Origin of the sequence: Actinophytocola gossypii (genome assembly GCF_025165815.1) — a bacterium.
GTDB lineage: Bacteria > Actinomycetota > Actinomycetes > Mycobacteriales > Pseudonocardiaceae > Actinophytocola > Actinophytocola gossypii.
The window spans coordinates 59,085-84,334 of the sequence record NZ_JAFFZE010000022.1 but is presented as its reverse complement, the minus strand read 5'-3'; the positions used below and the strand labels follow the sequence as shown (position 1 = coordinate 84,334).

23 protein-coding genes are annotated in these 25,250 nt (G+C 69.6%); 7 read left to right on the top strand and 16 right to left on the bottom strand.

The features are described 5' to 3' along the window. Window positions 1–96 precede the first annotated feature (96 nt). Both JT362_RS27365 and JT362_RS27360 read right to left on the bottom strand, forming a co-directional pair. Window positions 97–1,326, bottom strand: coding sequence for an acyl-CoA dehydrogenase family protein (locus JT362_RS27365; protein WP_260194673.1), 1,230 nt, complete (start codon window positions 1,324–1,326; stop codon window positions 97–99). 41 nt (window positions 1,327–1,367) lie between these two features. Next, window positions 1,368–2,708, bottom strand: a complete 1,341-nt coding sequence (locus JT362_RS27360; RefSeq protein WP_260194672.1) for a condensation domain-containing protein — start codon at window positions 2,706–2,708, stop codon at window positions 1,368–1,370. 299 nt (window positions 2,709–3,007) lie between these two features. On the opposite strand from JT362_RS27360, the gene JT362_RS27355 reads away from it, so the two are divergent. After that, window positions 3,008–3,451 (top strand): enediyne antibiotic chromoprotein, encoded by a 444-nt coding sequence (locus tag JT362_RS27355; RefSeq protein ID WP_260194671.1) that lies wholly within the window; start codon window positions 3,008–3,010, stop codon window positions 3,449–3,451. 76 nt (window positions 3,452–3,527) lie between these two features. On the opposite strand, the gene JT362_RS27350 is transcribed toward JT362_RS27355, so the two are convergent. The 11 genes from JT362_RS27350 to JT362_RS27300 form a co-directional block, all read right to left on the bottom strand. Beyond that, on the bottom strand, window positions 3,528–3,899 hold the full coding sequence (locus JT362_RS27350) for a YciI family protein (RefSeq protein ID WP_260194670.1): 372 nt from the start codon (window positions 3,897–3,899) through the stop codon (window positions 3,528–3,530). A gap of 150 nt (window positions 3,900–4,049) precedes the next feature. Then, window positions 4,050–4,496: a YdeI/OmpD-associated family protein gene (locus JT362_RS27345; RefSeq protein WP_260194669.1), complete on the bottom strand. Its 447-nt coding sequence runs from the start codon at window positions 4,494–4,496 to the stop codon at window positions 4,050–4,052. A 97-nt stretch (window positions 4,497–4,593) separates the two neighbouring features. Next, the gene (locus JT362_RS27340) at window positions 4,594–5,823 is read right to left on the bottom strand and encodes a cytochrome P450 (RefSeq protein ID WP_260194667.1); all 1,230 of its coding nucleotides are present in this window, start codon (window positions 5,821–5,823) and stop codon (window positions 4,594–4,596) included. 46 nt (window positions 5,824–5,869) lie between these two features. Beyond that, window positions 5,870–6,874 carry a methyltransferase gene (locus JT362_RS27335; protein WP_260194666.1) on the bottom strand — a complete coding sequence of 335 codons (1,005 nt, stop codon included), beginning with the start codon at window positions 6,872–6,874 and terminating at the stop codon, window positions 5,870–5,872. 28 nt (window positions 6,875–6,902) lie between these two features. Then, window positions 6,903–7,526, bottom strand: coding sequence for an anthranilate synthase component II (locus JT362_RS27330; RefSeq protein ID WP_260194665.1), 624 nt, complete (start codon window positions 7,524–7,526; stop codon window positions 6,903–6,905). Then, window positions 7,523–9,010, bottom strand: coding sequence for an anthranilate synthase component I family protein (locus JT362_RS27325; RefSeq protein ID WP_260194664.1), 1,488 nt, complete (start codon window positions 9,008–9,010; stop codon window positions 7,523–7,525). Before JT362_RS27325 ends, JT362_RS27330 begins: the two co-directional genes overlap by 4 nt. Window positions 9,011–9,043: 33 nt before the next feature. Next, window positions 9,044–10,462 carry a phenylacetate--CoA ligase family protein gene (locus tag JT362_RS27320; RefSeq protein ID WP_260194663.1) on the bottom strand — a complete coding sequence of 473 codons (1,419 nt, stop codon included), beginning with the start codon at window positions 10,460–10,462 and terminating at the stop codon, window positions 9,044–9,046. Next, a complete protein-coding gene (locus JT362_RS27315) occupies window positions 10,459–11,127 on the bottom strand; it encodes a flavodoxin family protein (RefSeq protein WP_260194662.1) in 669 nt (222 codons plus the stop codon). The genes JT362_RS27320 and JT362_RS27315 overlap by 4 nt, the downstream gene beginning before the upstream one ends. Window positions 11,128–11,152: 25 nt before the next feature. Beyond that, window positions 11,153–11,386, bottom strand: coding sequence for a DUF6052 family protein (locus tag JT362_RS27310; protein WP_260194661.1), 234 nt, complete (start codon window positions 11,384–11,386; stop codon window positions 11,153–11,155). Continuing rightward, entirely contained in the window at window positions 11,367–12,692 is a 1,326-nt protein-coding gene (locus JT362_RS27305) for a phenylacetate--CoA ligase family protein (RefSeq protein WP_260194660.1), read from the bottom strand. The genes JT362_RS27310 and JT362_RS27305 overlap by 20 nt, the downstream gene beginning before the upstream one ends. Window positions 12,693–12,727: 35 nt before the next feature. Continuing rightward, window positions 12,728–14,020 carry an acyltransferase family protein gene (locus JT362_RS27300; RefSeq protein ID WP_260194659.1) on the bottom strand — a complete coding sequence of 431 codons (1,293 nt, stop codon included), beginning with the start codon at window positions 14,018–14,020 and terminating at the stop codon, window positions 12,728–12,730. A gap of 251 nt (window positions 14,021–14,271) precedes the next feature. Between JT362_RS27300 and JT362_RS27295 the strand changes: the two genes are divergently transcribed. The 3 genes from JT362_RS27295 (at window position 14,272) to JT362_RS27285 (ending at window position 18,049) form a co-directional block, all read left to right on the top strand. After that, window positions 14,272–16,326 (top strand): MMPL family transporter, encoded by a 2,055-nt coding sequence (locus JT362_RS27295; RefSeq protein ID WP_260194658.1) that lies wholly within the window; start codon window positions 14,272–14,274, stop codon window positions 16,324–16,326. 93 nt (window positions 16,327–16,419) lie between these two features. Beyond that, window positions 16,420–17,100 (top strand): winged helix-turn-helix transcriptional regulator, encoded by a 681-nt coding sequence (locus JT362_RS27290; protein WP_260194657.1) that lies wholly within the window; start codon window positions 16,420–16,422, stop codon window positions 17,098–17,100. A gap of 130 nt (window positions 17,101–17,230) precedes the next feature. Next, a complete protein-coding gene (locus JT362_RS27285; RefSeq protein ID WP_260194656.1) occupies window positions 17,231–18,049 on the top strand; it encodes an alpha/beta fold hydrolase in 819 nt (272 codons plus the stop codon). A 76-nt stretch (window positions 18,050–18,125) separates the two neighbouring features. Here JT362_RS27285 and JT362_RS27280 read toward each other — a convergent pair whose 3' ends face one another. Together JT362_RS27280 and JT362_RS27275 are read right to left on the bottom strand one after the other, a co-directional pair. Continuing rightward, complete coding sequence (locus JT362_RS27280; RefSeq protein WP_260194654.1) at window positions 18,126–18,956, bottom strand: SAM-dependent methyltransferase; 831 nt, start codon at window positions 18,954–18,956, stop codon at window positions 18,126–18,128. 2 nt (window positions 18,957–18,958) lie between these two features. Beyond that, on the bottom strand, window positions 18,959–20,203 hold the full coding sequence (locus tag JT362_RS27275; RefSeq protein ID WP_260194653.1) for a cytochrome P450 family protein: 1,245 nt from the start codon (window positions 20,201–20,203) through the stop codon (window positions 18,959–18,961). A gap of 241 nt (window positions 20,204–20,444) precedes the next feature. On the opposite strand from JT362_RS27275, the gene JT362_RS27270 reads away from it, so the two are divergent. Both JT362_RS27270 and JT362_RS27265 read left to right on the top strand, forming a co-directional pair. Next, complete coding sequence (locus JT362_RS27270) at window positions 20,445–20,633, top strand: DUF6222 family protein (protein ID WP_260194652.1); 189 nt, start codon at window positions 20,445–20,447, stop codon at window positions 20,631–20,633. 82 nt (window positions 20,634–20,715) lie between these two features. Then, window positions 20,716–22,632: a TIGR03960 family B12-binding radical SAM protein gene (locus tag JT362_RS27265; protein ID WP_260194651.1), complete on the top strand. Its 1,917-nt coding sequence runs from the start codon at window positions 20,716–20,718 to the stop codon at window positions 22,630–22,632. Here the strand turns inward: JT362_RS27265 and JT362_RS27260 are convergent. Further along, window positions 22,612–24,168: a S8 family peptidase gene (locus JT362_RS27260; RefSeq protein WP_311202758.1), complete on the bottom strand. Its 1,557-nt coding sequence runs from the start codon at window positions 24,166–24,168 to the stop codon at window positions 22,612–22,614. The genes JT362_RS27265 and JT362_RS27260 overlap by 21 nt on opposite strands. Window positions 24,169–24,385: 217 nt before the next feature. Between JT362_RS27260 and JT362_RS27255 the strand changes: the two genes are divergently transcribed. Next, window positions 24,386–25,117: a TIGR03936 family radical SAM-associated protein gene (locus tag JT362_RS27255; protein ID WP_260194650.1), complete on the top strand. Its 732-nt coding sequence runs from the start codon at window positions 24,386–24,388 to the stop codon at window positions 25,115–25,117. Window positions 25,118–25,250 lie beyond the last annotated feature (133 nt).

Below are 25,250 nucleotides of genomic sequence, written 5' to 3'. Positions count from 1 at the left end.
CGGCGGCGTTCTCGTGCGCGGCGACCCGCGATGGTCGACGCGCGAAACCCCCCGAGCCCGACACTTGGGGCGGACTCGGGGGGTGGCTCCCGCGGGTCAGGCGGCTGTCACGTCCGGTACGTCGAAGCGGGCCTTGGTCAGTTCGCGGTTGGCGATGGTGGCGAGGAACGTCCCGAGCCCGGCGTGACTGTGCATCATGGACATGTCCCGCCACACCCGCTCGATCCGCTCGCCATGGCGCACCGAGCTCGAGCCGGCGGTGGGGAAGAGCTTGCCCTCCACCGCCTGCCAGCACAGCCGTGAGACCTCTCTGCTGATCGTGGCCAGCCGCAGCTCCTGCTCGCGGGTGAACGCCGAGGCGCCCCGCTCGCAGGTGTCGCGCCACTGCTCGACCGCGTTGTCGATGGCCGCCTCGGCCGTCGCGATCAGCCCGGCCGCCTCGCCGTAGCGCAGCTGGAAGTCCGGGTCGTGGGTGCGCGGGACGATCGGGAAGAACGTCGTGGTCCGGTTGCGGAGCAGGTCCTCGTAGGCGTCGAGCGCGCCCTGTGCCATGCCGACCGCGAGCACCCCCAGCTCCAGCAGCATGAAGCTCAGCGGCCCGCCGCCGTACTGCGGGCCGTGCAGGATCCGGCCCGGCGTCTCGTCGGTGACGGTGAGCTGGCTCAGGTGTGCACTGATCGTGTAGCGGTCGGGCAGGGTGGCGTGGTCGATGCGGATCGCGTGCGAGCCGCTGCCGCGGAGTCCGAGCTGTCCTCCCCAGTCGTCGAGCCGGGTCCACTGCGCACGGGGGGCGATGAACATCATCGGCTGGGGGGCCGCGTCCTCGGCGGCCGCCACCAGGGTGTGGCCGATGAAGTGCGTCGCGTACGGCGCGCCCGAGCAGTACGGCCAGGTCCCGTCGACGACCCAGCCGCCGTGCTCGCCGCGCTCGGCGGTGCCGCCGGGGGAGACCGTGGCCGGGCAGATGCACTCCCCGCCGGCGAACAACTCCTCCTGGGCCCGCTCGTCGAACAGGGTCGCGATCGCCAGCGCGTGTGCGTGACCGAACAGGTACATCCAGCCGGTCGACGGGCAGCCGCGGGCGAGGATCCGTGCCACCCGCATGAAGGTGTCGACCCCGAACTCGTAGCCGCCGTAGCGGCGGGGGACCAGCAGCCGGTAGAAGCCGGCCCTGCTGAACGCCTCGTGCGTGTCCTCGGCGTAGTAGGTTCGCTGCTCGGTCTCGGCCTGGCGCGGCACCAGCGTCGGCGCGATGGCCTCCGCCCTCGCGATGACCTCGGCCTCGGTGAGCCCCGGCTCAGGCGGCTCGGGACGAGTGTGGCTCATGGGTTCGGGGGCGAGTGTCATCGCCAGCGCACCTCCACCTTTCAGATGTCCTGCAACCGTGAGTCCGGATCGGCGACCGCGCGGGTCAGCACCTCGCCGAACTCGTTGACCAGCTTGACGATCGTCGCCTCGTCGAACAGGTTGACGTTGTACTTCACGCTGCCGCACAGCTCACCGGTCGGCAGCACCTCGTTCGCCCAGAGCACGCCGTCGGGAATGTCGGAGCTCAGCGCCTGCGACCGGACCCGCCTGCGGATCTCCGAGTACCTGACCTCGTCCATCGTTCCGTCGGTGATCTCCCGTTCGACCTGGAGCACCTCGAACGCGACGACCGAGCCCGCCGGGTCGGCGAACCCCGCCAACAGGTCGGGGTTCTGGCCGGCGATCAGTCCGAACGGGATGTCGTTGAGGTAGGACTCGAAGCAGGTGTTCCTGGTGCGCTTGACGATCTCGCGGAACGTCGGCTCGCCGGACAGGTCGGTGCGCAGCAGCAGGTAGTTGAACATCGGCCCGACGGTGTCGAGGAACCGGTCCTCCGATCGGCCGGAGGTGAAGCTCGGCACCACGGCGTCGGTCGTCCCCAGGCGCCGGTGCAACAGCACGTTGTAGGCCGCGACCAGCACGATGAACGCCGAGGAGCGGACCGACGCGGCGAACTTGAGCATCGCGCTCGTCGACTCGCGGTCGAACACGAACCGGTGGACCGCGTACTGGTTCACCAGCTCGTCGGACTTCGCCCGATCGGTCGGCAGCGCCTGGATCCGCGCCCCGTCCAGTTTGCCGCGCCAGTACTCGAGGGACTGGGCGACCTTCTCGCCGCGGATGTGCTCGGTCTGCCAGGTGGCGAACTCCCGGTACGGCACGACGGGGGGCAGCGCGGGCTCGGTGTCCCGGCTGCGGGCGGTGTAGAGCGCGGCGAGGTCGCGGATGAGCAGCTGCATCGACGACAGGTCGGTGGACACGTGGTGCACGGCGAGCACGAGCACGGAGTCGCGCTCGTCGAAGCGGCCGAGGAAGGCGTGCACCAGTGGCAGGTCCCACGCGCTGTACTCGCCGGCGTCCAGGGTGTTGAGGAACTCCTCGGCCTGGTCGTCGCGAGATCCTGAGCCGGACAGCTCGGTCACGGTCAGGTTCGGCACGCTCGGCTCGTGTACGAACTGCCGGTAGCCGTCCGGGCCCTGCTCGATCGACGTGCGCAGCGGCTCGTGCCGGACGACGAGATCGGCGAGCGCGTCACGCAGGTTCGACAGGTTGACCACCCCGGTCAGGCGCCAGCCGAAGACCAGGGTGTGCCGGCGGCTGAACGCGCCTTCGGCCTCTCCCTTGTCGAAACCGCAGAGGAACTCCTGGTTGAACGAGAGGGGGTACTCGGTTGCGGTCACGGCGCCGGAACCTTCCTTGCCGGGGAATCTGAGTCTCGGTCAAGGATATTGGTGCGTCGTTGGTATGAGTTCTTTCAAGGTGTCACGTTGTCCGGAACCCGCGGAAGGATACCAGGAATCAAGGAGAAGCGGTGACCGGTGGTTAATCTTTCTCTTCGATTGCGCCCTGCTGGTTTGTTGATGGCGGCTCATCCGGTCCGCGAGGTAACGTCGTTTGCGAAGGGATTCGAAGTCCAGAGAACGGTAATTCGAAATCTACTTCGGTCCGTGAAAGCGAACAGGTGAGGGAGATACTCTTCATGGCTATCAACAACGCGCGTCGGTTCGCCGCGAAGCTCGGGGCCGCGGCGGCGATCGCGGTCGGTGTCGGCCTCGGCGCTCCCGCGCTCGCCTCGGCGGAGCCGGCCGCTCCGCAGATCTCGGCGAGCCCGTCGAGCGGGCTGGCCGCGACGCAGACGATCACGGTCACGGGCAGCGGCCTGCCCGGTTCCGACACGTTCAACGTCGGTCAGTGCGTCAGCCTGTCCCCGACGGATCTCGCGTGCGACTTCTCCACGAGCCTCCAGGTCGACAGCAGCGCGTCGGGCACGCTGAGCACCCCGCTCACGGTGAACCGCGCCTTCACCGCCACCTCCGGCTCCGGTGCCACGGTCGCGGTCGACTGCACGGTCGACGACTGCGTCGTGGGCGTGTACAACGCGAGCTTCGTGGGTGGCTCGGTCGCGATCTCCTTCGCGGGCTGAGGCGCACGAACCGGAACATGCTGATCGCCGCCGTGACCCAGGTCGCGGCGGCGATCATGCACGTCGGTCGGCGGACTCAACCCCCGAAGTTGGCCATCTCCTCGGGGCCGAAGATCTGGCGCACCTCGGTCTCGCCGGTCCACTCCGGCCAGTGCTTGGCGTGCAGGTCCATGAAGCGGGTGGCCCACTCCAGGGCCTCCTCCTTCGACTGCACGTCGAAGATCGAGTAGGCGCTGACCAGTTGCTCACCCTCGAACGGCCCGTCGACGGGCGTGACCGCACCGTCCGCCACCTTGATCTTCGTGCTCGCGACGTCCGGGGCGAGGCCGCCGGTCTCGACGAAGACCCCGGCCTCGGCGGCCTCGGCACCGAACTGTCCGATCGCCGCCATCAGCTCGGGCGGCGGGGCCGATGTCGTCGGGGTCTTGACGAACGTGATGAACCGCATGCGTAACTCCTCCTGGGGTCCGGAACTTGGGGCACGGCGGGCGGCACGGCGGGAAACGCCTTCCTGAACAGCCTGCCCGCCATGCAGTCTTGCCGACCCGCGCGACGGGTAGCTACTTCGTGCGTGCGCTGTCGCCGGGCGCACGAGGCGTCAGGACTTTCCGGCCTTCAGGGTCTCGACGGACTTCTCGATCCGGCGAAGCCGGGTCTCCGGCTTCTTCGCGGACGTGATGGGATCGACGTGCTGGCGCTTCTTGCTGTACGTGAGACTCTCGAAGAACTTCTTGGCGGCCGGCTCCTTGGCGAGCGCCGCGGCGAAGTCCTCCGGCACCTCGACCTCGAGCGGGGCGTCGTCCACGACGATGTCGACTTCGAGTTCGTCCCCGGCGGAGACGCCGGCCTTCTTTCGGTGATCGGCGCTCAACGGGATCATGTGGTCGTCGCCCATTTTGCCGACCAGATTCCGGTAGGTGTAACCTTCCAGGGTCACCTGTACCCGAGGTCGTTTGCCGGCGCCCAGTTCGTCCAGCACGTCGTCCGGAACTAGGATGCCGGTTGTCGACCCCCCGGCCGTGACAATGGTTGTACGAATCTTCATGAGCCGATGATGGGGCCGCCGGTACGGCCCTGGCAACAACAATGCCGGCTTTCCATCGAGATTGCGCAATCTGGGAGACGCGCTCACCCGATAGGTGTCACCCGATGGTGATGGGGAGGGCGTCCAGCCCACGCACCACCAGCCGGTGGCGGTACTGGATCGGGCCACCGATCGCGAGCCGGGGGAAGCGGCGCAGCAGCGTCGGCAGCGCGATCCGCGCCTCCAGGCGGGCGAGCGGGGCGCCGAGGCAGAAGTGCCCACCCGCGCCGAAGCTCAGTGGCTGGCTGTTCCGTCGGTCCGGGTCGAACGTGTCCGGCTCGACGTAGCGGCGCGGGTCACGGTTGCCGGCCGCGAGCACCAGGACGAGCTTGGTGCCCGCCGGCACCGGCGTGCCGACCAGGTCGACGTCCGTCGCCGCCCAGCGGCTGGTGATGTGTACCGGCGGTTCGAACCGCAGGATCTCCTCGACGTAGCCGGCGGCGAAGTCCGGCTCGGTCCGCAACCGGTGTGCGTGCCGCTGGTCGTCCAGCGCGAGCAGCACGCCGTGCCCGATGAGGAAGCTGGTGGTCTCGAAGCCAGCGGTGAGCAGCACCATCAGGTTGCCCATCAGCTCGTCGTGGCTCAGCCGGCCGTCGCCGGCGTCGTGCACCTGGGCGAGCATCGTGACCAGGTCGTCGGCTGGGGCGCGGCGACGCTGGTCGAGCAGGTCGGCGAAGTACGCGCTGAGCTCGTCCATCGCCGCGTCGGCCCGGGCGAGCGCGGCCGGGTCGGTGAACCCGTCGGTCGACTCGGCCACGGTCGACGCGATGTCGCGGAACCACACCTGGTCCCGTTCGGGGAAGCCGAGCATGGTGCTGATCACCGCGATCGGCAGGCGCGCGGCGAACTCGGCGATGAGGTCCACCGGAGAGCCACCAGCGCCGGCGTCGGCCACATGGTCGACCAGCCGGTCGACCATGTCCTCGATGACCGACCGCAGCTGCGCCACTTTCGGCGGGGTGAACGCCCCGTTCACCAGGCCGCGCAGCCGGTGGTGCGCCGGCGGGTTGCTGTAGAGCATGGAGCTGGTGAACGCACGCAGGGACGAGTGCGTACGCCAGCTCGGGAAGGTGATGTCGTAGCTGTCGCCGTCCTGGACCAGCAGCTTGGGCTCGCGTAGCGCGCGTGCGCACTCGGCGTGGCCCACCGCGACCAGCCGCCCCGGCTTGAGCCGCACGAGGTTCCCGTGCGCGCGGATCGCCTCGTAGCCCGGGTACGGGTCTCGGCGGCCCGCCGAGGTCGCCAGGGCCTCGAACGCCTCGAGTGGTGAGGTGACCGGCGCGGACATGCGGCAGCTCCTTTCGACGGCCGGCGGTCGGCAGACTGCCGGCCGCTCAGGCGGCGGTGAACTCGATGATCGCCGAGGGACCGGCGGGGTGGACCGCGACGAACCGGAGCCCCGAACGGGCCGCGAGCTCGGTGAAGTCGGCGACGTCGCGTTCCTTGGCGCCGTAGACGCACAACATCCGCAGGTCCATTCCGGTGTGCGGGGTGTCGCCCGAGGAACCGATCGACTCGATGACGAACACCGAACCGGTGTCGCCCGCGGCCTCCGCGCAGCGCCGCAGGATCGCGACCGTCGACGAGTCGTCCCAGTCGTGCAGGATGAGCGAGAGCAGGTAGCCGCCCGCCCCCGGCGGCAGCGGATCGAAGAAGCTGCCGGCGATCGCGTCGGCCCGGTCGTCCAGACCTGCCTCGGCGAAGGTTTCCTTCGCGGTCTGCGCGGCCTCCGGCAGATCGACGACGGTGCCGCGAAGGTCGGGGTTCGCCGTCAGCAGCGCGGTCAGCAGCGCGCCGTTGCCACCGCCGACGTCGACGAGGTGGCCGGTCGATGCCCAGTCGTAGCCGGCGACGATGCCAGGGGCCCGCGCGGCGACGTCGGCGCCGAGCAGCTTGTTGAACGACTCGGTGCGCCCGGGGTCAGCGGCCAGATCGTCCCAGAACGGTCGGCCGTACCGCACCGGAAACGCGGCCTCGCCGGTGCGGACGCTGTGCAGCAACTCCACGAACGACAGTTCGCCTCGGCCGGAGCCCTCGATGTCGAACCAGGCTCGGACGCCGGCCGGGTGGTCCTCGCGCAGTGGTTCGGCGAGCGGGGTGAGCGTGTACCGCCCCTGCTCGTCACGGGAGAACACCCCGCGCACCGCGAGATAGCGCAGGAGCCGCTCCAGCGCGTCGGGATCGGCGCGGACCACCGGCGCGAGCTCCGCCGCCGTGCGTGCGCCGGACGCGAGGTGGTCGGCGATCCGCAGCGTGGCCGCGACCCGCACCGCCATCGGCGTTCCGAGGTTCGCCATCGACCACAGCTTGGCGGCCGTTCCGTCCTTGTCTCCCAACATGACCTTCTTCTCCTCACCTCGTGGCCGGCTACGCGGCGCGGATCTCCTCGGCCGGTTCCTGCTGCCACGACGGGAAGTCGCCGTGGGCCTCGACGAAGTTGGTGATCATTCGCATGCCGTCCTCGGTGCACACGCTTTCCGGGTGGAACTGCACCGACTCGATCGGCAGCCGCCGGTGTCGCATGCCCATCACGTACCCGTCGTCGTGCGATCGCGCGCTGATCTCCAGGGGCTCCGGCACGGTGTGTTCGGTGATGATCAGCGAGTGGTACCGGGTCGCCTGGAACCGAGGGCGCATGCCGGTGAAGATGCCGCGGCCGTCGTGTTCGACCCGGCTGGTCTTGCCGTGCATCAGGTGCTGCGCCGGCACGACGGTCGCGCCGAAGGCGAGCCCGATGGCCTGGTGGCCGAGGCACACACCGAGGATCGGTACCCGGCCGGCATAGGCGCGCACGATCTCGACATGCCCGGACTCCGACGGGTGTCCAGGACCGGGACCGAGGAGGATCGCGTCCGGCTGGGTCCTGGACACGTCGTCGAGGTCCAGCTCGTTGGAGCGGACGATGACCGGTGTCGCGTCCGCGGACCTCAGGTACTGCCCGAGGATGTGGACGAAGCTGTCGAACGCGTCGACGACGAGGATCCTCATCATTGCGGCTCTTCTCCGGTGACCGCCCAGTAGCCCGCGGCGAGCTTCGCGAGCGTCTCGCGCCACTCACGCCCTGGCACCGAGTCGGCGACGATGCCGGCCGAGGCTCTGGTTCGGTACGCACCGTCGTGGTGGATCAGGGTGCGGATGCACAGTGCGAGGTTGACGTAGCCGCCGACGTCGACGAGACCGAGCGCGCCGGCGTACAGGCCGCGACGGCTGTGCTCCGTCTCCTCGATGATCTCCATGGCGCGGATCTTCGGCGCGCCGGTCATCGTGCCGGCCGGGAACAGCGCGGCGATGATGTCGTAGGCGTCCCGGTCCGGCTGTGCTCGTCCGGTGACCGTCGAGACCAGGTGCAGCACGTGCGAGTAGCGCTCGATGACCAGCTTGTCCGGCACGTCGAGCGTGTCGCGCTCGCAGATCCGACCGATGTCGTTGCGGCACAGGTCGACCAGCATCGTGTGCTCGGCCCGCTCCTTCGGGTCGGTGCGCAGTCGGCGTGCGCGTGCGTCGTCGTCCGGTCCGCGCGGCGCGGTGCCGGCGATCGGTCGCATGGTCACCTGGCGGTCCTCGACCCGCACGAACAGCTCCGGGCTGGCGCCGATCACCGTCTGGTCGCCGAACGGGGCGAGGTACATGTACGGCGACGGGTTGCGCTCGAGCAGCCGCCGATACACCGTCACCGGGTCGGCCGTGCTCCGGATCGTCAGCTCCTGGCCGATCTGCACCTGGTAGATGTCGCCGACCGCGATGTGCTTCAGGCACTTGTCCACGATGGCCAGATAGCTGGACTCGTCGACGTCACTGTCCACCGTGGACACCGGCGGGAGCCCGTCCGCCGGCGCCGGCTGCGTGCGGTTCGCGGCGGTGAGCAGCGTGGTGAGCTCGGCCGGATCGACGCTCGGCCACGCCGGTGATTCGTGCAGTCGCAGCTCGGCGCCCTCCCGGCTGGTGTCGGAGACCAGGAACCCTCGGTACAGCACCATGCGCACGTCCGGCTGATCGCGGTCCGGCTCGATCAGGTAGGGCAGCTCCTCGACGTAGCGGGCGGTGTCGTAACCGAAGTACGCGAGGAAGCCGAACCGGAACTCGGTGGCCGAGCCGGTCACGGCGAAGCACGAGCCCAGCTCCCGCAGCAGTTGCCACAGATCGTGCGGATCGGCCAGGCGCCAGGTCTCGCCGGAGGTGTCGAGCACCGGCTCGACCCGCGCGCGCACGGTCTCCAGCAGCTCCGGCACGCCGTCGATACGCACGTCGTCACGGGTGACGGTGAGCGAGAGCAGCTCGCCGAACCCGATGAACCGGTACCGGCAGTCGCCGGCCGGGCCGCCCGCGGAGTCCAACAGGTAGACCTGGTCGGAGCCGAAACGTTCGGCGAGCGCGAGATAACTCGGCAGCGCCTCGGTCTCCGGCAACGGCACCCGGACCGTGCGCACGGGTATCCGCCCCGCGTCCCCGGGCTCGCCAGTGCGGTTGTTGGTCATCGATCGTCCTCGGCTCGTCGGCTGATCGGGGCACTAGTTGTCGATCGCGTAACGGTGTGCCACCTGACGGGCGACCAGCGCCGCCTGGTCCGGCTCCCGCCGGTCGTCGCGGACCCTGGCCGCCTTCCAACTGACGAACGCGCCGGTGTTGGTCACCGGATCGAGGTTGGTGTCCACGACGATCGCCGCACCGAGCCCGGTCCGCTCCCGGAGCCGTGCGGAGACGCCGGCGCCGACCTCGGCCGGGTCGCCCGCGAGGTCGGCCAGCAGGTCCATCCGGACCGACACCGTGTCCGCGCCATCGGCGTCGTGACCGATCACCACCTGGTAGCCGAGGCAGCCACGCACGCCATCCAGCACCGCCGCCTCCAGCTCGGCGGGCTGCAGCGTGGCCGCGCCGAGGTGGATCCGGTCGGCGGCGCGGCCGACGACCTCGACCCGCCGCCCGGGAAGTGGGCCGTCCGGCTCGGCCGGCCCGATCCGCACGAGGTCGGCGGTGCGGTACCGGATCAGCGGCTTGATCCCGTCGGTCAGCATCGTCAGCACCAACTCGCCCTCACCGGTGTCGCCGAGGTGCGCACCGGTGTCCGGGTCGATCAGCTCGACGACGTAGTTCAGCTCGGACAGGTGCAGTTCGCCGGTCACCGCGCCGGTGGCGATGCACAGCGCCTCCTGCGATCCGTACAGCGTCGGATACACGGTGGCGCTCGGCCACAGCGAGCTGACGTTGGACCGGAACTGGGGAGTGCAGATCTCGCCGAGCACCAGGAACATCTTGATCGGCAACCCGGCCGGGTCGTAGCCGTGGTGCAGGGCCGCCTTCGCCAGGCTGAGGCACAGCGCGGGGGCACAGACGACGACCTCGACGCCCAACTCCTCGATGAGGCGCAACGCCTTGGCGAACCCGACCCGGGGGGACTCCGGCCAGATCTTGACGTGGCACGCGCCGAGCGACGCGGTGACCGAGGAGAACACGTCGCCGAACGCGTACAACTCCGACGGACCCATCAGGCCGACCACCGGCATCCGGTCGCCGAACCGCTCGCGGAACAGCCGGCGCCACGACTCCTCGACCGCCGAGTTGCTGGTGAGGATGTCCCGAACGCCACGCGGGCACGGAGTCGACGCGCCCGTGGTCCCGGTCGTCTCGTAGAAGATGCTCGCCTCGGCCGGCGATCCGGACAGCACGTCGTACATCTCCCGGCGCAGGTCGGCCTTCGTGGTGAACGGGAGCGTGTGCAGCGTGTCCGGCGTGACCCGGTCGATGTCGATGCCGGCGAGATGGCGGCGGTAGAACGGGGACCGGTCGGTGACGTGCCGCAACACGGTGGTGAGCCGGTCCGCGCGCCACCGCTCCCAGTCCAGTTCGGACAGACCGCCGGTGTGAAACCGGTGCAGCGTCTTCTGGTAGTCGGCCCAGAACTGCTCGTGGCCGGCGATCGCCGGGTTCACAGGATCTCCAGCTCGTTCGCGGAGAGGCCGATCCGCTCGTTGCGGTCGCCGATCGGAAGCACGTCGTCCTTTCCGGACAGCCGCTGGTAGTCCTTGAGCAGCAGGATCATGTCGATCATCCGGTCCACCATGCGGGTGACGTTGGTGAGGCCCTCCTCGTCCTCGGCCGCGTCGCCGCGGTGCAGCGCGTGCACCTCGGCCGGGAAGCCGGCGCCGACCAGGATCATCCGGTTCAGCAGGACGTTGGCGATCAGCTGCGCGGTGATCGTTCCCGCGCTGTAGCGCCGGGCGACCGCGACGATGCCGGCCACCTTGTTGCTCAGCGGCCGGTCGAAGCGCAGGTAGCCGACTCCGGCGCGCTCGATGAAGGTCTGCATCAGGCTGGACGTGCCGAAGCCGTGGACCGGTGCGGCGTAGATCAGCCCGTCCGCCTCGATCATCTTGTCCACGACGACCGGCACGTCGTCGGTCTGCGCACACCGCACCAGTCGATCGTTGCAGTCACCGCACGGGCCGCAGCGCGTCATGCTGATGGCACGCAGGTCGACGGCTTCGAACTCGACGTCACGGGCTTCCGCCGTCTTCGCCGCGTGCCGCAACACGTCGGCGGTGTTCCCGTCCCGCTCGGAACCGTTTATCGCGACGATCTTCGCCACCGCGGTCACGTTGACACCTCCGGGGCCGAATTGGTCAGCTGGCCAATGTGTGGTCGTGGGCGGACGATTCCTCGTCCCATCGGTGGGTGTAGAGGTCGAACTCCAGCGCCTGTCCCTCGAGAGCGGCGTGCAGGTCGGCCACGGCGATCCGCACGGCCGCCCGGACACCGGGGGCGCCGACGCTCTCGGCGAGCCCGCGCAGGGTGCGGTAGCAGTCACGCAGCTGCCGCACCTGGAGCTCGGTCAGCTCAACCCTCGCGTTCGTCATGGAACCTCGCCGCCTTCAGCTCGAATCTGGGGAGCGTGCCCGGTTCGGCGAACTCGACGTCCGGGCGGATACCGATCTCGTTCTTGATGGCCGTGCCGATCCGCGCGCCGAGCACCTCGTTGTCCACCTGGGACGACGCGGGTTCGACGCGGACCACGATCGTGTCGAGGCCGCGTACCCGGCGCAGGATCGTCTGGTACTCGGCCACGTCGTCGAACTTGCGCACGACCTCCTCGACCATCGTGGGCGTGACCGAGACGCCGCGGATCTTGCGCAGGTCGTCGGTGCGGCCGAGGATGCCGCGGTCGAGGTAGTCCCACGTGCGCCCGCAGCCGCACTCGTGCCACGGACGTTTGACGACCAGGTCCTCGGTCCAGTGCCGGAACAGTTGCAGGCCCTCGCGACCGATCCCGGTGGACACCCGCACACCCTGCTCGCCGTAGCCGACCGGCTGCTTGGTGACCGGGTCGAGGACCTCCTCGATGACGATCGACTCGATGATGTGGCAGGCGTTGCGTTTCTCCGGGCACTCGAACATGTTCACCGTGCCGAGCTCGGTGGTGCCCGCGGCGTTGTGCACGCGGGCGCCGAACGCCTCCGCGATGATGTCGGTCGTCAGGTCGGTCCTCGGCTCACCCCCGGCCATGATGATCTTGACGTTCGCGTCGCGTTTCAGGTCGACACCCATCTCACGGGCGGTCTCGATGAGCCGCAGCGCGTAGCTGGGGGTGAGGCCGAGCACCTCGACCCGCAGGTCGACGAGCAGTCGGATGCGGGCCCGGGAGTCCATCCCGCCGGACGGCACCGGGGTGGCCCCGATCCGCTCCAGCGCGTAGTGCATGAGCCAGAACCCGGCGAACAGGCCGTAGCCGAAGGCCACCATGCCGCGGTGGTGCTCGCGTACCCCCATGCCGTACAGAGCGGTGGCGTAGGCGTCGACGCACCACGTCCAGTCGCGCGTCGTGTCGAACGACCGCACCGGCGGGTGCCCGCTGGTGCCGCTGGTCTGGTGGTGGTGCGACCCGAGGCCGGGGTTCGTCGACGGCATCGTCCCGTACGGCGGGGCGACGCCCTGCGCGGCCATGATGTCCTTGCGGTACAGCAGCGGCACTCTGGCGAAGTAGTCCTCGAGCGAGGAGATGTCGGCCGGCAGGCGTTCCCGCCAGAACGGCGAGTTCCTGGCGAGCGCCAGGGACCGGCGCAGCTTCTCCCACTGCCACGCGGCCAGCTCGTCCCGCGGCATGGTCTCGGTTCTCGGATGCCAGTACGGCACGTCGACCGTCGAGATCGGCTCGAGCGACACCATCGAAGACCCTCCTTTGTGGTCCGGGGTGACGAGGCTCATACGCTGGTGAGCGCGGGCTGGCTGGGCGGGATGAAGTTGTCGTCGACCCGCTTCCTGGTGGCGGTCTTCCGCTGGACCCAGTTGACGATCGGGCGCTCGACGAGCCAGTAGCTGACCGAGGCGACGGCGAGGGTGCCCAGGAAGGTCAGGACGAACAGCTCCCAGAACCCGAACTTGCCGAGCAGCGTCTGCACCGGCAGGTAGGTCTCCTCGAACAGGGAGCCGCTGCCGAACACCACGTACATGACCGGGAAGTGCCACAGGTAGAGGCCGTAGGAGATGCGTCCGAGGTATCGCGAGACCGGGTTGGCCAGCACGACCTTCATCAACTTGGAGGCCGCGCCCGGAACGACCAGCGGCAGCATCACGAGGTAGGAGAACAGCAGGAACAGGATCGAGTGGGTGACCGCCGCCTCGGCGGAGACCCAGTCGGCGGTGCCCGGGGTGGCGAACGGCTTGAGGCAGTTGATCGCGAAGACCACGAGCAGGCCGGCCCAGAGCAGGTTCGGGTGCCGGCGGGCGAAACCGAACGAGCGGGGCGTGTCCTGCGGCGACAGCTCGGCGAGCACGTTCCACACGGCGAACGCCATGCCGATCGTCAGCACGCCGGTCATGCCCAGCGGGTAGAAGTACTGCGGCGGCCACGGGTCGAAGGCGATGTGCACATAGGCCACCCAGGCGAGCTGGATCGGGATCAGCGCCAGGAGCGGCGCGATCATCCTGCGGGCCTTCTTCCTGGGCGTGTCAGCGCCTTTGGCGAACAGGTGACCGATCCACGCGAGCAGCGGCAGTGCGAGGTAGAACTGCGCCTCGGTCGGCACGGTCCAGGCCACGTCCATGCCGGCGTAGTAGGTGTAGTCGTAGACCTGCATCAGCAGGAACGGCCGCACCACGTACCAGAAGCCCTGGATGCTCGACCAGTTCAGCGCGACGAGGCTCACCGCCGCCAGCAGCCAGACCGCCGGTAACAGCCGGGCGGCGCGGCGGGCGAAGAACTTGCCGAGGTGCGGGTACTTGTCGCCGGCCATCGTGTACCGCACGAACGGCCGGTACAGGAAGAGCCCCGACATGACGAAGAACGGACCGATCGCGAGGTCGTTCCCCGCGGCGATGATGGACCAGAATCCTTCTCTCGGTGGTCCCGCCGCCGACGACAGGACAATTGTCGCGAACGCGACGTGAGCCACGATCACCAGAGACGCGCTTAGCCCGCGTATCCCGTCGAAAACAGGGATCCGTTCTTTGTTGGACCGCTCAGCACGGGCATTGTTGGTCGAGAGAGCCGTCATGTGCGTTCCTTCCTCGGGCTCAAGTTCTCGATCAGTGTTTACGCGGGTGTAGCCCCAGGCATCTCCCAAGGTGCTGACGCCGCCTGTTCCCGTGGTGGATGCCGCACCTCAGGAGAAGTGTGGCCGTCCGGTCGCTGGGAGTATGTGGGCGACGTCGAGTCGAATTTGCGCTATTGCTGAGCCAGGAGATCTCTATGGAACGGGTAACGGGAATAGGTCGGCTCGTCTGTGGACGATGGACCAAGTGGGTCGTGGTCGGGGCGTGGCTGGTCCTGTTGATGCTGGCTGGTCCACTGGCCGGAAAGCTCACCGGCGTGCAGAAGAACGACACCGCGGAGTGGCTGCCTTCCGACGCGGAGTCCACGCAGGTGTACGAGCTGCAGGAGAGGTTCCAGACGACCGAGACCGCGCCCGCGATCATCGTGTTCGAGCGGTCGGCCGGGATCACCTCGGCGGACGAGGCCACGGTCGCCGCGTTCGCGGACCGGTTGGCCGGCGTCGACGGCGTGACCGGCGAGGTCGTCGGGCCGATCCCGGCCGAGGACGGCGAAGCACTTCAGCTCGTGGTGCCGGTCGAGATGGGCGACGACGGCTGGGCGAAGACGGCCACCCGCGTGGACGAGATGCGCGGGATCGTCGGTGAGGGCGGCGACGGGCTCGCCACGCACATCACCGGCCCCGTTGGCATCTCGGCCGATCAGTCCTCCGTGTTCGAGGGCGCGGACTTCTCGCTGATGTTCATCACCGTTCTGATCATCGTGGGGATCTTGCTGTTCGCCTACCGCAGCCCGGTGCTGTGGCTGCTGCCGGTGCTGTCCGCCGGCGCGGCGCTGACGATCGCGCAGGCGGTCATCTACGGCCTGGCCCGGGGCGACGGACTGACGGTCACCGGCCAGGGCGCGTCCATCCTCATGGTGCTGGTGCTCGGTGCCGGAACCGACTACGCGCTCCTGCTGATCGCCCGGTACCGCGAGGAGTTGACCCGCACCGCCGACCGACACGTGGCGATGGGTGTCGCGCTGCGTCGGGCGACCCCCGCCATCGTCGCGAGCGCCGCGACCGTCGTGATCGCCATGTTGTGCCTGACGTTCGCGGACATGAGCTCCACCGCGAGCCTCGGTCCGGTGGTCGCGATCGGCATCGCCGTCGGACTCCTCGCGATGCTGACCCTGCTGCCCGCGCTGCTGGTGATCGTCGGGCGGTGGGTGTTCTGGCCCAAGAAGCCCAAGATCGGCGTGCCAGAGGCGGCGGCCAACAACCGCTGGGCGCGCCTCGGCGCCAGCATCGCTCGGCGGCCCCGCACGGTCTGGATCGGCACCGCCGGCGTGCTCGCGGTGCTGACGATCGGTGTGACCTCGCTGAACGCCGGCGGTCTCTCCGCCGCGGACGGGTTCGTCGGCAAGCCGGACTCGATCGTCGGCCAGGAGGTACTCGGCCGGCACTTCGACGGCGGCAACGGCCAGCCGGTCGTGGTGGTCGCCGACGAGGCGAGCGCCGCGCGGGTCGAGCAGACGCTGACCGGCACGGAGGGCATCGCCGAGGTCTCGGACCCGGTGGTGGCCGACGGACTGGTCCAGTTGACGGGCTCGCTCACCGAGCACCCGGACAGCGACAGTGCGAAGGCCGCGGTGGAGACGCTGCGCGCCGAGCTGGACTCGATCGAGGGCGCGGACGCCAGGGTCGGCGGGTACACCGCGACCCAGATCGATCTCACCAACGCGAACCAGCACGACAACCGGCTGATCATCCCACTGGTGCTCGTCGTGGTGCTGCTCGTGCTCGGGTTCCTGCTGCGGGCGATCGTGGCGCCGCTGGTGCTCGTGGCGACCGTGGTGTTGTCCTTCGGCGCGGCGCTCGGCATCAGCGCGGTGGTGTTCGAGAACGTGTTCGGCTTCGCCGGTGTCGACTCGTCGTTCCCGCTGCTGGCCTTCATCTGGCTGGTCGCGCTCGGGATCGACTACAACATCTTCCTGATGCACCGGGTGCGCGAGGAGACCCAGCTCGGCGGGCCGACGTCCGGGGCGCTCACCGGCCTCGCCACCACCGGCCGGGTGATCACCTCGGCCGGTCTGGTGATGGCCGGCACGTTCGCCGCGCTCGCGTCCATGCCGCTGGTGTTCTTCGCCGAACTCGGCTTCGCGGTGGCACTCGGCGTGCTGATCGACACGTTCGTCGTGCGGTCGATCCTGGTGACCGGATTGAGCCTGGATCTCGGCCGGTGGATGTGGTGGCCGAGCGAGTTGGCGCGCAAGAAGGACGTCTCCGGGTCCGAGCACGCCGGTCGTGAGCCAGCGTTGACCCGGTGAGTGATCCCGCGGATACCAGGCATGGATGGAGAAGACGAACCATCCACCCCTTGCCACGCTGGAACCGTTCGGACGTGGAAGCGAGGAGCGACGATGGTTACCCCCATGAGGTACGGGCAGTTCTGTGGTCTCGCCCGCGCGATGGAACTCGTCGGCGAGCCGTGGGCCATGCTCGTCGTGCGTGACCTGTTGCTCGGGCCGAAAAGTGTCGACCAGCTGCACCGGACACTGCCACGCGTGCCGGCGGAGACCTTGTCGGCGCGCTTGCGTGAGCTGGCGACCGGCGGCGTCGTGCGGCCGGCGCGGGGCCTCGCCGGTGAGGACACCGCCGGCGAGGTCTACGAGCTGACCGAGTACGGCAAGGAGCTCGACGAGATCGTGGTGCGGTTCGGGCTGTGGGGGGCCCGGTCGCTCGGCGAGCCGGCCGAGGGAGACACGTTCTCGCTCGACATCGCGATCCTGTCGCTGTACACGATGTTCCGCCAGGAGGCGGCGCACTGGCTGCGGGTGACCTACGAGATCCACTTCGGTGCGACGGTCGTGCACGCGATCGTCGACGACGGCGAGCTGACGGTCGCCGAGGGCCCCTGTCCGGACGCGGACCTGGTGATCGAGGCGCTCGGCAACATCAAGCCGATGTACGCCGGGGAGATCACGGCGGAAGAGGCCCTGGCGAGCGGGCTCGTGCGGGTGCGGGGCGACTCCGCACTGCTGGCCAGGTTCACCGAGTTGTTCGTCATCCCGACCGCGCCGGTGGTACCGCACACCGTATAGCGCACGTTGGGAGATGACGCGGACGGCATCGTGCTGGACCCTTGGCGCGATGATCGGCCGGAAGGAGGAACGCCATCCACCGATTACCCCCGACTCGATACGCTCTGACCGACCGACAGAAAGAACTGACATGGAAAAGGCAATCTCCGCAGACGGAACTCCCATCGCTTATTCCCGTACCGGCTCCGGCCCGGCCATCGTCCTCGTCGACGGCGCGTTCGGGCACCGTAGCTTCGGTCCGAACGAGTCGCTGGTGCCGCTGCTCGCCCCGCACTTCACCGTCTACACCTATGACCGCCGTGGTCGAGGCGACAGCGGCGACACCCAGCCCTATGCGGTGCAGCGGGAGATCGAGGACGTGCGGGCGGTCATCGAGGCCGCCGGCGGGTCGGCGTTCCTGTACGGCATCTCCTCCGGCGCGGTGCTGGCGATCGAGGCGGCCGCGGCCGGACTGCCGGTGACGAGGCTGGCGGTGTTCGAACCGCCGTTCGTCGTCGACGACAACCGTGCGCCGCTCTCGGCCGACTACGCGGAGCAGGTCGCCGCGCTGACGGCCGCGGACGACCGGGGCGCGCTGGTGAAGCTGTTCATGACCAAGGCCGCGGGCGTGCCGGCGTTCGGCGTGTTCATGATGCGGTTGATGCCGGTGTGGAAGGCGCTCAAGGGCCTCGCGCACACCGTGCAGTACGAGACCGCGGTGCTCGGCGACGGCCAGTCCGGCCGGCCGCTGGCTCCTGGCCGGTGGGACGTGGCGGCGCCGACGCTGGTCGTCGGCGGTACCAAGAGCCCGCTGTGGATGAAGAACTCGGTCGAGTCCGTCGCGACGGTGTTGCCGAACGCGCGTCTGCACATGCTCCCGGGACAGAACCACATCGTGAAGGCGGCTGCCCTGGCCCCGGTGCTGATCGACTTCTTCGCCGACGCGAAGGTCGACAAGAAGGCGGCATGACTCGTGGGCTCGCCGAACGGGCCAGATCAGTGGCTGTGCCGCTGATCTGGCCCGTTCGACGTGCGGTGGTTCCTGGTCAACGGTACGGCCGGCGGGCCGCGGCGATCACGTAGCCGATCTGGTTCCGGCGCGGCTTGAAGAACCCGTTGTGCACCTGCGAGAACTCGGTGACCGTCGTCTCGCCGACCTTGTTGGCGACTTCTTCCCATTTGGCCATCGCGGCCATCGTGTAGTTCCCGTTCCTGCCGTACGTGCGCGGCCCGCACTGGGTGTACTCCTCGATCTCGAAGCCCGCGGCGCGGAGGTGTCCCAACCATTCGCTGGTGGTCGGCAGGGTGTGCAGTCGGAGCGCGGACATGAAGGCCGCGACTCGACCCTGCTCGTCCGGCTCCTCGAGGCTGAAGTCGGAGAAGGCTATCCGGCCGCCCGGTCGCAGGACGCGGAACAGCTCCCGAAGGACCTGTGCGAGGTCGGGAGCGTTCTGCAGCGACTCGATGGCGAGCACCGCGTCGAACGCGCGGTCCGGGAAGTCCAGCGCCATGAAGTCGCCGTACTGGAAACGGGTCAGGTCCGCGGTGCCACGCGCTTCCGCACGTCGTGTCGCCCGCTCGACCTCGACATTGCTGACGGTGATTCCGGTGACGTCGGCGCCGAAGTTCTCGGCGACGTACAGCGCCGGAGTACCGGGTCCGCAGCCGGCGTCCAGCACCTTCTCTCCGGCCCGTAGACCGAGTGCCTCGACGACCTTGCGGGTTATGCGGTTGGTCGCCACTTCCGGCGCGGCCTCGTCATCGCGATCGTAGTAGTACCACATGTGCAGCTGGCCGTCGCGAAACTCGTCACCGACAGGTGATGACTTGTCGTAATGCCGGCCGATCTCGGCCGCGTCAGGAACTACCTCGGTCATGGTCAGGCCGCCTTGGCGGTGGCGGCGGCGCCCGGCCGGACCGGCAGGCTGCGGTGTCCGTTCATGATGAATGTCGGCAGCGGAACCAACTCCGTGCGGTCCACGGCCAGCGCGATGTTCGGGAAGCGGGTGAACAGCCGGGACAGGCCGGTCTTCGCGACGAGCCGGGCGATGCCGGCCCCGAGGCAGAAGTGCGGCCCGACGCCGAAGGACAGGTGCCCCTTGTCCTCGCGGGTCAGGTCGAAGGTGCACGCGGTGTCGCCGTGGCGGGCCGGGTCGCGGCCGACCGCGCTGTAGTTGACCAGGATCGGGTCACCCTGGGGAATCGTCACCCCGTCGAGTTCGATGTCGGTCACCGCGTAGCGCAGCGGCAGGTGGGCGAGCGGTGACTCGACGCGCAGTGTCTCGTCGATCACGTCGTCCCAGCTCGCGACGCCGGACAGCACGAGCTCTCGCTGGGTCGGGTCGGACAGCAGCGCGGTGATCGCGTTGTCGAAGAAGTTGATCGTCGTCTCCGAGCCGGCGCCGAGGATCGCGAAGATCGTGTCGGTCAGCTCGTTCTCGCTCAGCCGCGAGCCGTCCTCGTCCCGCGCGGCGATCAGGTCGCTGGTGATGTCCTCGCCCGGTTCGCGGCGCTTGTCCGCGATCAGCTCGCCCATCGCGCCGCGCCAGCCGGCCAGGACCTGCTGGGCCTGTTCCGGGGTGACCGTCGTGTCGACCATCATGTCGATGACCTTGGCCGTCGCCGCCCTGGCCGGCTCGGACATGCCGATCATGTCGGCGACCAGCATGGCTGGCAGCGGATAGGCGAACCGCTCCCGCAGGTCGACGACCTCGTCCGGGCCCGCGGTGGACAGTCCGTCGAGCAGCTCCTCGGTCAGCCGCTCGATGCGCGGGCGGAACGCTTCGGTGCGCCGCGGGGTGAAGGCCTTGCCGACCAGCCGGCGCAACCGGACGTGGTCCTTGCCGTACGCGGTCACCATGTTGTCCATGGCGACCCAGCTGATCATCTCCCAGTTCGGTGGGATCTCACCGTTGATGAACGCAGGCCAGTGGTTGCGGGCGCTCTTGGTGACGCGGGGGTCGGTGAGCAGCTGTTTGATCACGTCGTGACTGTTGACCGACCAGGCCACGACGTTGCCGGGCAGCAACACCTGGGTAGCCGGACCGAGCTTGCGCAGCTCGCTGGCCTCGGCGTGGATGTCGCGGCCGGTGGGATCCAGTGCGACGGGGCAGCGCTTTTCCATTGGCGTCTCCAAAATATGTTCAAGGCTGGGAAGCTGTAAAAGCCCGTAGCCGGTACTGGCGAGTGCGATGTTACGGGCCGCGGACCGGCCTGCCCGCGTGAATTCGTGCTCTCTTCGGGTAGGTCGGGCATTTTGGAAGAATTGCGGGCGGTGTTTTCCGGCTACGCATTTCGGGAGAAGATTTGTCGCGCGACGGGTGCCAGTCTGGGGAGCCAGAACCGATCACCCGTGGGAGGGGCAGATGACGAACCACCCGGACCCCAACCGGCCGCGAGACGTCCGTCGACCGGTGTGGCCGGTGGCCGACGACGAGACCGGGGTGCTGTTCAGCGAGCGGCCGGAGGGGGCGCCGCAGTTGGCGCGCGGCCTGGTGTGGAGCGACCTGCTGGCCGAGATCGCCGCCGAGGAGGCGGTGCGGCGCGCCGCGTGACCCGGATCGGTCCCCTGCTCCGCGCGCTGCCCCGCCACCGCACCAGCCCCGGCCACCCGGGCGGGTTAGGCTCGACGACATTATGGAGTCCGTCTTTCCCAGGCTCGAGCCGTTGTTGCCGAGGGTGTCCAAGCCGGTCCAGTACGTAGGCGGGGAGCTCAACTCGACCGTCAAGGACTGGGACGCCACGACCGTCCGCTGGGCGCTGATGTACCCCGACGCGTACGAGGTCGGGCTGCCCAACCAGGGCGTCATGATCCTCTACGAGGTGCTCAACGAGCGCCCCGACGTCCTCGCCGAGCGCACCTACGCGGTCTGGCCGGACCTCGAGGCGCTGATGCGCGAGCACGACGTCCCCCAGTTCACCGTCGACGGGCACCGCCCGGTCGGCGCGTTCGACCTGCTCGGCGTCAGCTTCGCCACCGAGCTGGGCTACACGAACCTGCTGAACGCGCTCGACCTCGCCGGCATCCCGCTGCACGCCGCCGACCGCACCGACGATCACCCGATCGTGGTCGCTGGTGGTCACGCCGCGTTCAACCCGGAGCCGATCGCCGACTTCCTCGACGCCGCCGTCCTCGGTGACGGCGAGGAGGCCGTGCTGGAGATCACCGACCTGGTCCGCGCCTGGAAGGACGAGGGCCGCCCGGGTGGCCGCGACGAGATCCTCACCCGCCTCGCCGAGACCGGCAGCGTCTACGTGCCCCGCTTCTACGACGTCGGCTACCTCGACGACGGCGGCCTCGCGCACGTCACGCCCAACCGCGACCGGATCCCCGAGCGGGTCGCCAAGCGCACCACCATGGACCTCGACGCCTGGCCCTACCCGAAGCAGCCGCTGGTCCCGCTCGCGGAGAGCGTGCACGAGCGGATGAGCGTCGAGATCTTCCGCGGCTGCACCCGCGGCTGCCGGTTCTGCCAGGCCGGCATGATCACCCGTCCGGTGCGCGAACGCTCGATCGAGGGAATCGGCGAGATGGTCCGGCGCGGCCTCGACGCCAGTGGCTTCGAAGAGGTCGGCCTGCTGTCGCTGTCCAGCGCGGACCACTCCGAGATCGCCGAGGTCACCAAGGGCCTCGCCGACCGCTACGAGGGCACCAACACCGGCCTGTCGCTGCCGTCCACCCGGGTGGACGCGTTCAACATCGACCTGGCCAACGAGCTGTCCCGCAACGGCCGCCGCTCCGGCCTCACCTTCGCCCCGGAGGGCGGCAGCGAGCGGATCCGGCGCGTGATCAACAAGATGGTGTCCGAGGAGGACCTGATCCGCACGGTCAGCGCCGCCTACGCCAACGGCTGGCGCCAGGTCAAGCTGTACTTCATGTGCGGCCTGCCCACCGAGACCGACGACGACGTCCTGCAGATCGCCGCGATGGCCAAGGAGGTCATCCGCGCCGGCCGGGAGGCCAGCGGCCGCAAGGACATCCGCTGCACGGTCTCCATCGGCGGGTTCGTGCCCAAGCCGCACACCCCGTTCCAGTGGGCCGCCCAGTGCGACCCGGACACCGTCGACGACCGGCTGCGCAAGCTCCGCGAGGCGGTCAACTCCGACCGGAGCGTCGGCCGCAACATCGGCATGCGCTACCACGACGGCAAGCCCAGCCTGATCGAGGGCCTGCTGTCCCGGGGCGACCGCCGCGTCGGCCGGGTCATCGAGCGCGTGTGGCGCGAGGGCGGCCGGTTCGACGGCTGGAGCGAGCACTTCTCCTACGAGCGCTGGACCGGCGCCGCGGCCGCCGAGCTGGAGCCCCTCGGTGTCAGCCTCGCCTGGTTCACCACGCGGGAGCGCACCGAGGAGGAGGTCCTGCCCTGGGACCACCTGGACTCCGGCCTGGACAAGACCTGGCTCTGGGACGACTGGCAGGACGCCCTCGACGAGCGGGAGCTGGAGGACTGCCGCTGGACCCCGTGCTTCGACTGCGGCGTCTGCCCCGCCATGGGCACCGACATCGAGATCGGGCCCACCGGCCGCAAGCTCCTACCGCTCACCCCGGTCTGAGCCGGCGCCCGCACCGGAGTCCTGGTCGCCGGAGCCCGAGACCTCGGGCTCCGGCGAGACCCCGGCGTCCGAGGTCAGCGCGGCCTCGGCGTCGACCACCCCGTGCCCGTAGAACCCGTTGTACTGCTCGTACCCCTCGCAGTAGGCGTCCTGCGCCCCGGTTCCGTCCAGGTCGTAGTCGGCCGGGCAGGCCACCTCGTCGGCCTGTTCGGTCAGCATCCGGGTCAGCGCCTTCGGGGACGCCTCCGGGTGCTCCCCGGCCAGCAGCGCCGCCACCCCGCTCACGTGCGGGGCCGCCATCGACGTTCCGCACAGCCGGTCGTACCCGTCCGGGACCGTCGACAGCACGCAGCCGTCCTCGCGCTCGGTGGCCGTCTCCGAGTCGGACGGCACCACGTCCTTCGGCTCCCCGCCGGGGGCCGCCACGTCGATCACGCCGAGCCCGTAGGAGCTGTAGCCGGACTTCAGCTCGTCCTCGCCGACCGCCGACACCGCGACCACGCCCCGCAGCCCGGCCGGCAGCACCTTGCAGCTCGCGTCCAGCGTGCGGGACTCGTCCGTGCGGCCCTCGGGGTCGGCGAGGTCGACGCCCTCGTTGGTGGCCGCGGCCACGGTCAGCACGCCCTCCCGGGTGGCGTGGTCCACCGCCCGGCGGACCGCCTCGAACACGACGTGCTCGCTGTCCCGGTTGCAGGTCATCAGCCACGGGTCGACGAAGTAGCTGTTGTTGGTCACCGCCATCTTGTTCGCGCTGGCCCACATCAGCCCGCACACCGCGTACTCAGGGAAGATGAACCCCTCGTCGTCGACGACCTTCACCGAGGCGACCCGCACGCCGGGCGCGACCCCGGCGGTGCCCCGGCCGTCGTCCGCGGCCGCGATCGTGCCCGCCACGTGCGTGCCGTGCGGTGACACTGTCGGCACCCAGGCCGCGCGGGACGTGTCGGCCACCCCGGACAGGCAGCCCGCGGACAGCGACGGCGCCAGCGCGTTCCGCAGGTCCGGATGGTTCGGGTCGACCCCGGAGTCCAGTACGCCGACCACGACGTCCCTGCTGCCCTGGTCGATCCGCCGCGCCCGGTCCGCGCCGATGAGCGTCATGTCCCACTGTTCGCCGGTGCGGTCCACCGTCGACACGGCCTCCGGCTTCGCGGTGACCAACGACTTGGTGGACTCGGCCCCGTCGTCGTGCTGGTCCGGGCCCTGCTGCGACTCCACCACCCGCTGCGCGCTGAACGCCCGGTCGGTGCCGAGCCGCTCGTCGAACCGGGGGTCGGCGGAGGTGGCGACCGCGACCGCGATCTGCGGGTAGTACCCGGTCAGCCGGCCACACGCCGCGTCGACCTCCGCGGACGCCGCGGGCCGGGTCGTCCCGTCGTCGAACAGCACCAGATAGCGCAACTCGGGACGGGAGTCCGAACAGGCCGGGCGCTCGTCGAGTGGTTGCGCTGTCGCGGCCATCCCGGTGGTGACCAGGTTGGTCGCGAGCATCATGGCGCTGACCGCTGCCACCGGCAGGCGGCGCAGCAGAGGCACGGGGACCTCCAGTCGTTGGGGCGGCCGGCTCGGGGACACCGGCTGTCCAATGTCCGGACGGTAACCACAGGTGTCACGACCAGACAAGCTCGGCGGCCGGATTCGGCCTGGGGGTACCGTGCCACCGTGCGCGCGTGAGCACCACCGGAGTAGCCGGATCCCACCAGAAGGAGTAACGCTGAGCAGGCAGGACCGTCCCAACCCATCGGCCCCAGCGGTGCGGAAGCTGCGGTTGCGCTACGCCAAGCGTGGCCGGCTGCGCTTCACCTCACACCGGGACATCGCCCGCGCCTTCGAGCGGGCGTTGCGCCGGGCCCACGTGCCCATGGCGTACTCGCAGGGGTTCAACCCGCATCCGAAGATCTCCTGGATCGGCGCCGCGCCGACCGGAGTCGCCAGTGAGGCGGAGTACGTCGAGATCCAGCTGGTCGAACCGGTGGAGCCGGACGAGCTGGTGGCCATGCTGGACCGCGCCACGCCGCCCGGGCTGGACGTGCTGGAGGCGGTGGTCGCGGACGGTGGCGGCCTCGCCGACCGGGTGGAGGCGAGTCGCTGGCGGATCGAGCTCGAAGGTGTGACTCCGGACACGCTGCGCGACGCGGTGGCCAGGACGATGGCCCAGCCGGTCGTCGAGGTCGAGCGCCTGACCAAGCACGGTATGCGCACGATCGACGCCCGCGCGGCCATGGTCAGCGCCACAGTCGTGTCCGGCCCGCCCCCCGGTGGCGTGACGTGTGGGATACTCGAAGTGGTCGTCCGGCAGACAACGCCTGCCGTTCGACCGGACGACGTGTTGAGCGCGCTTCGTGTCGTCGCTGACCTGGAACCGCCGGTGCCCGCGAAGGCGACCCGGATGGCCCAGGGCCGGCTCGACGACGCGGGAGCCCTGGCCGACCCGTTGGCCCCAGACAGGGCCTTCGGCCGCACGTCGTTGACTGACCTGCCGTGACCGGCCGGCGAGCACGCTCGGCGGCCCCACGGCGAGAGGCGAGGATTCCCGCCGCCCCGCGGCGGAACTGACCAACGCCTCACCGTTGGAGCACGGTGAGGCCGACGACGAGGTCCCTGTGCGGCCGCGTCCG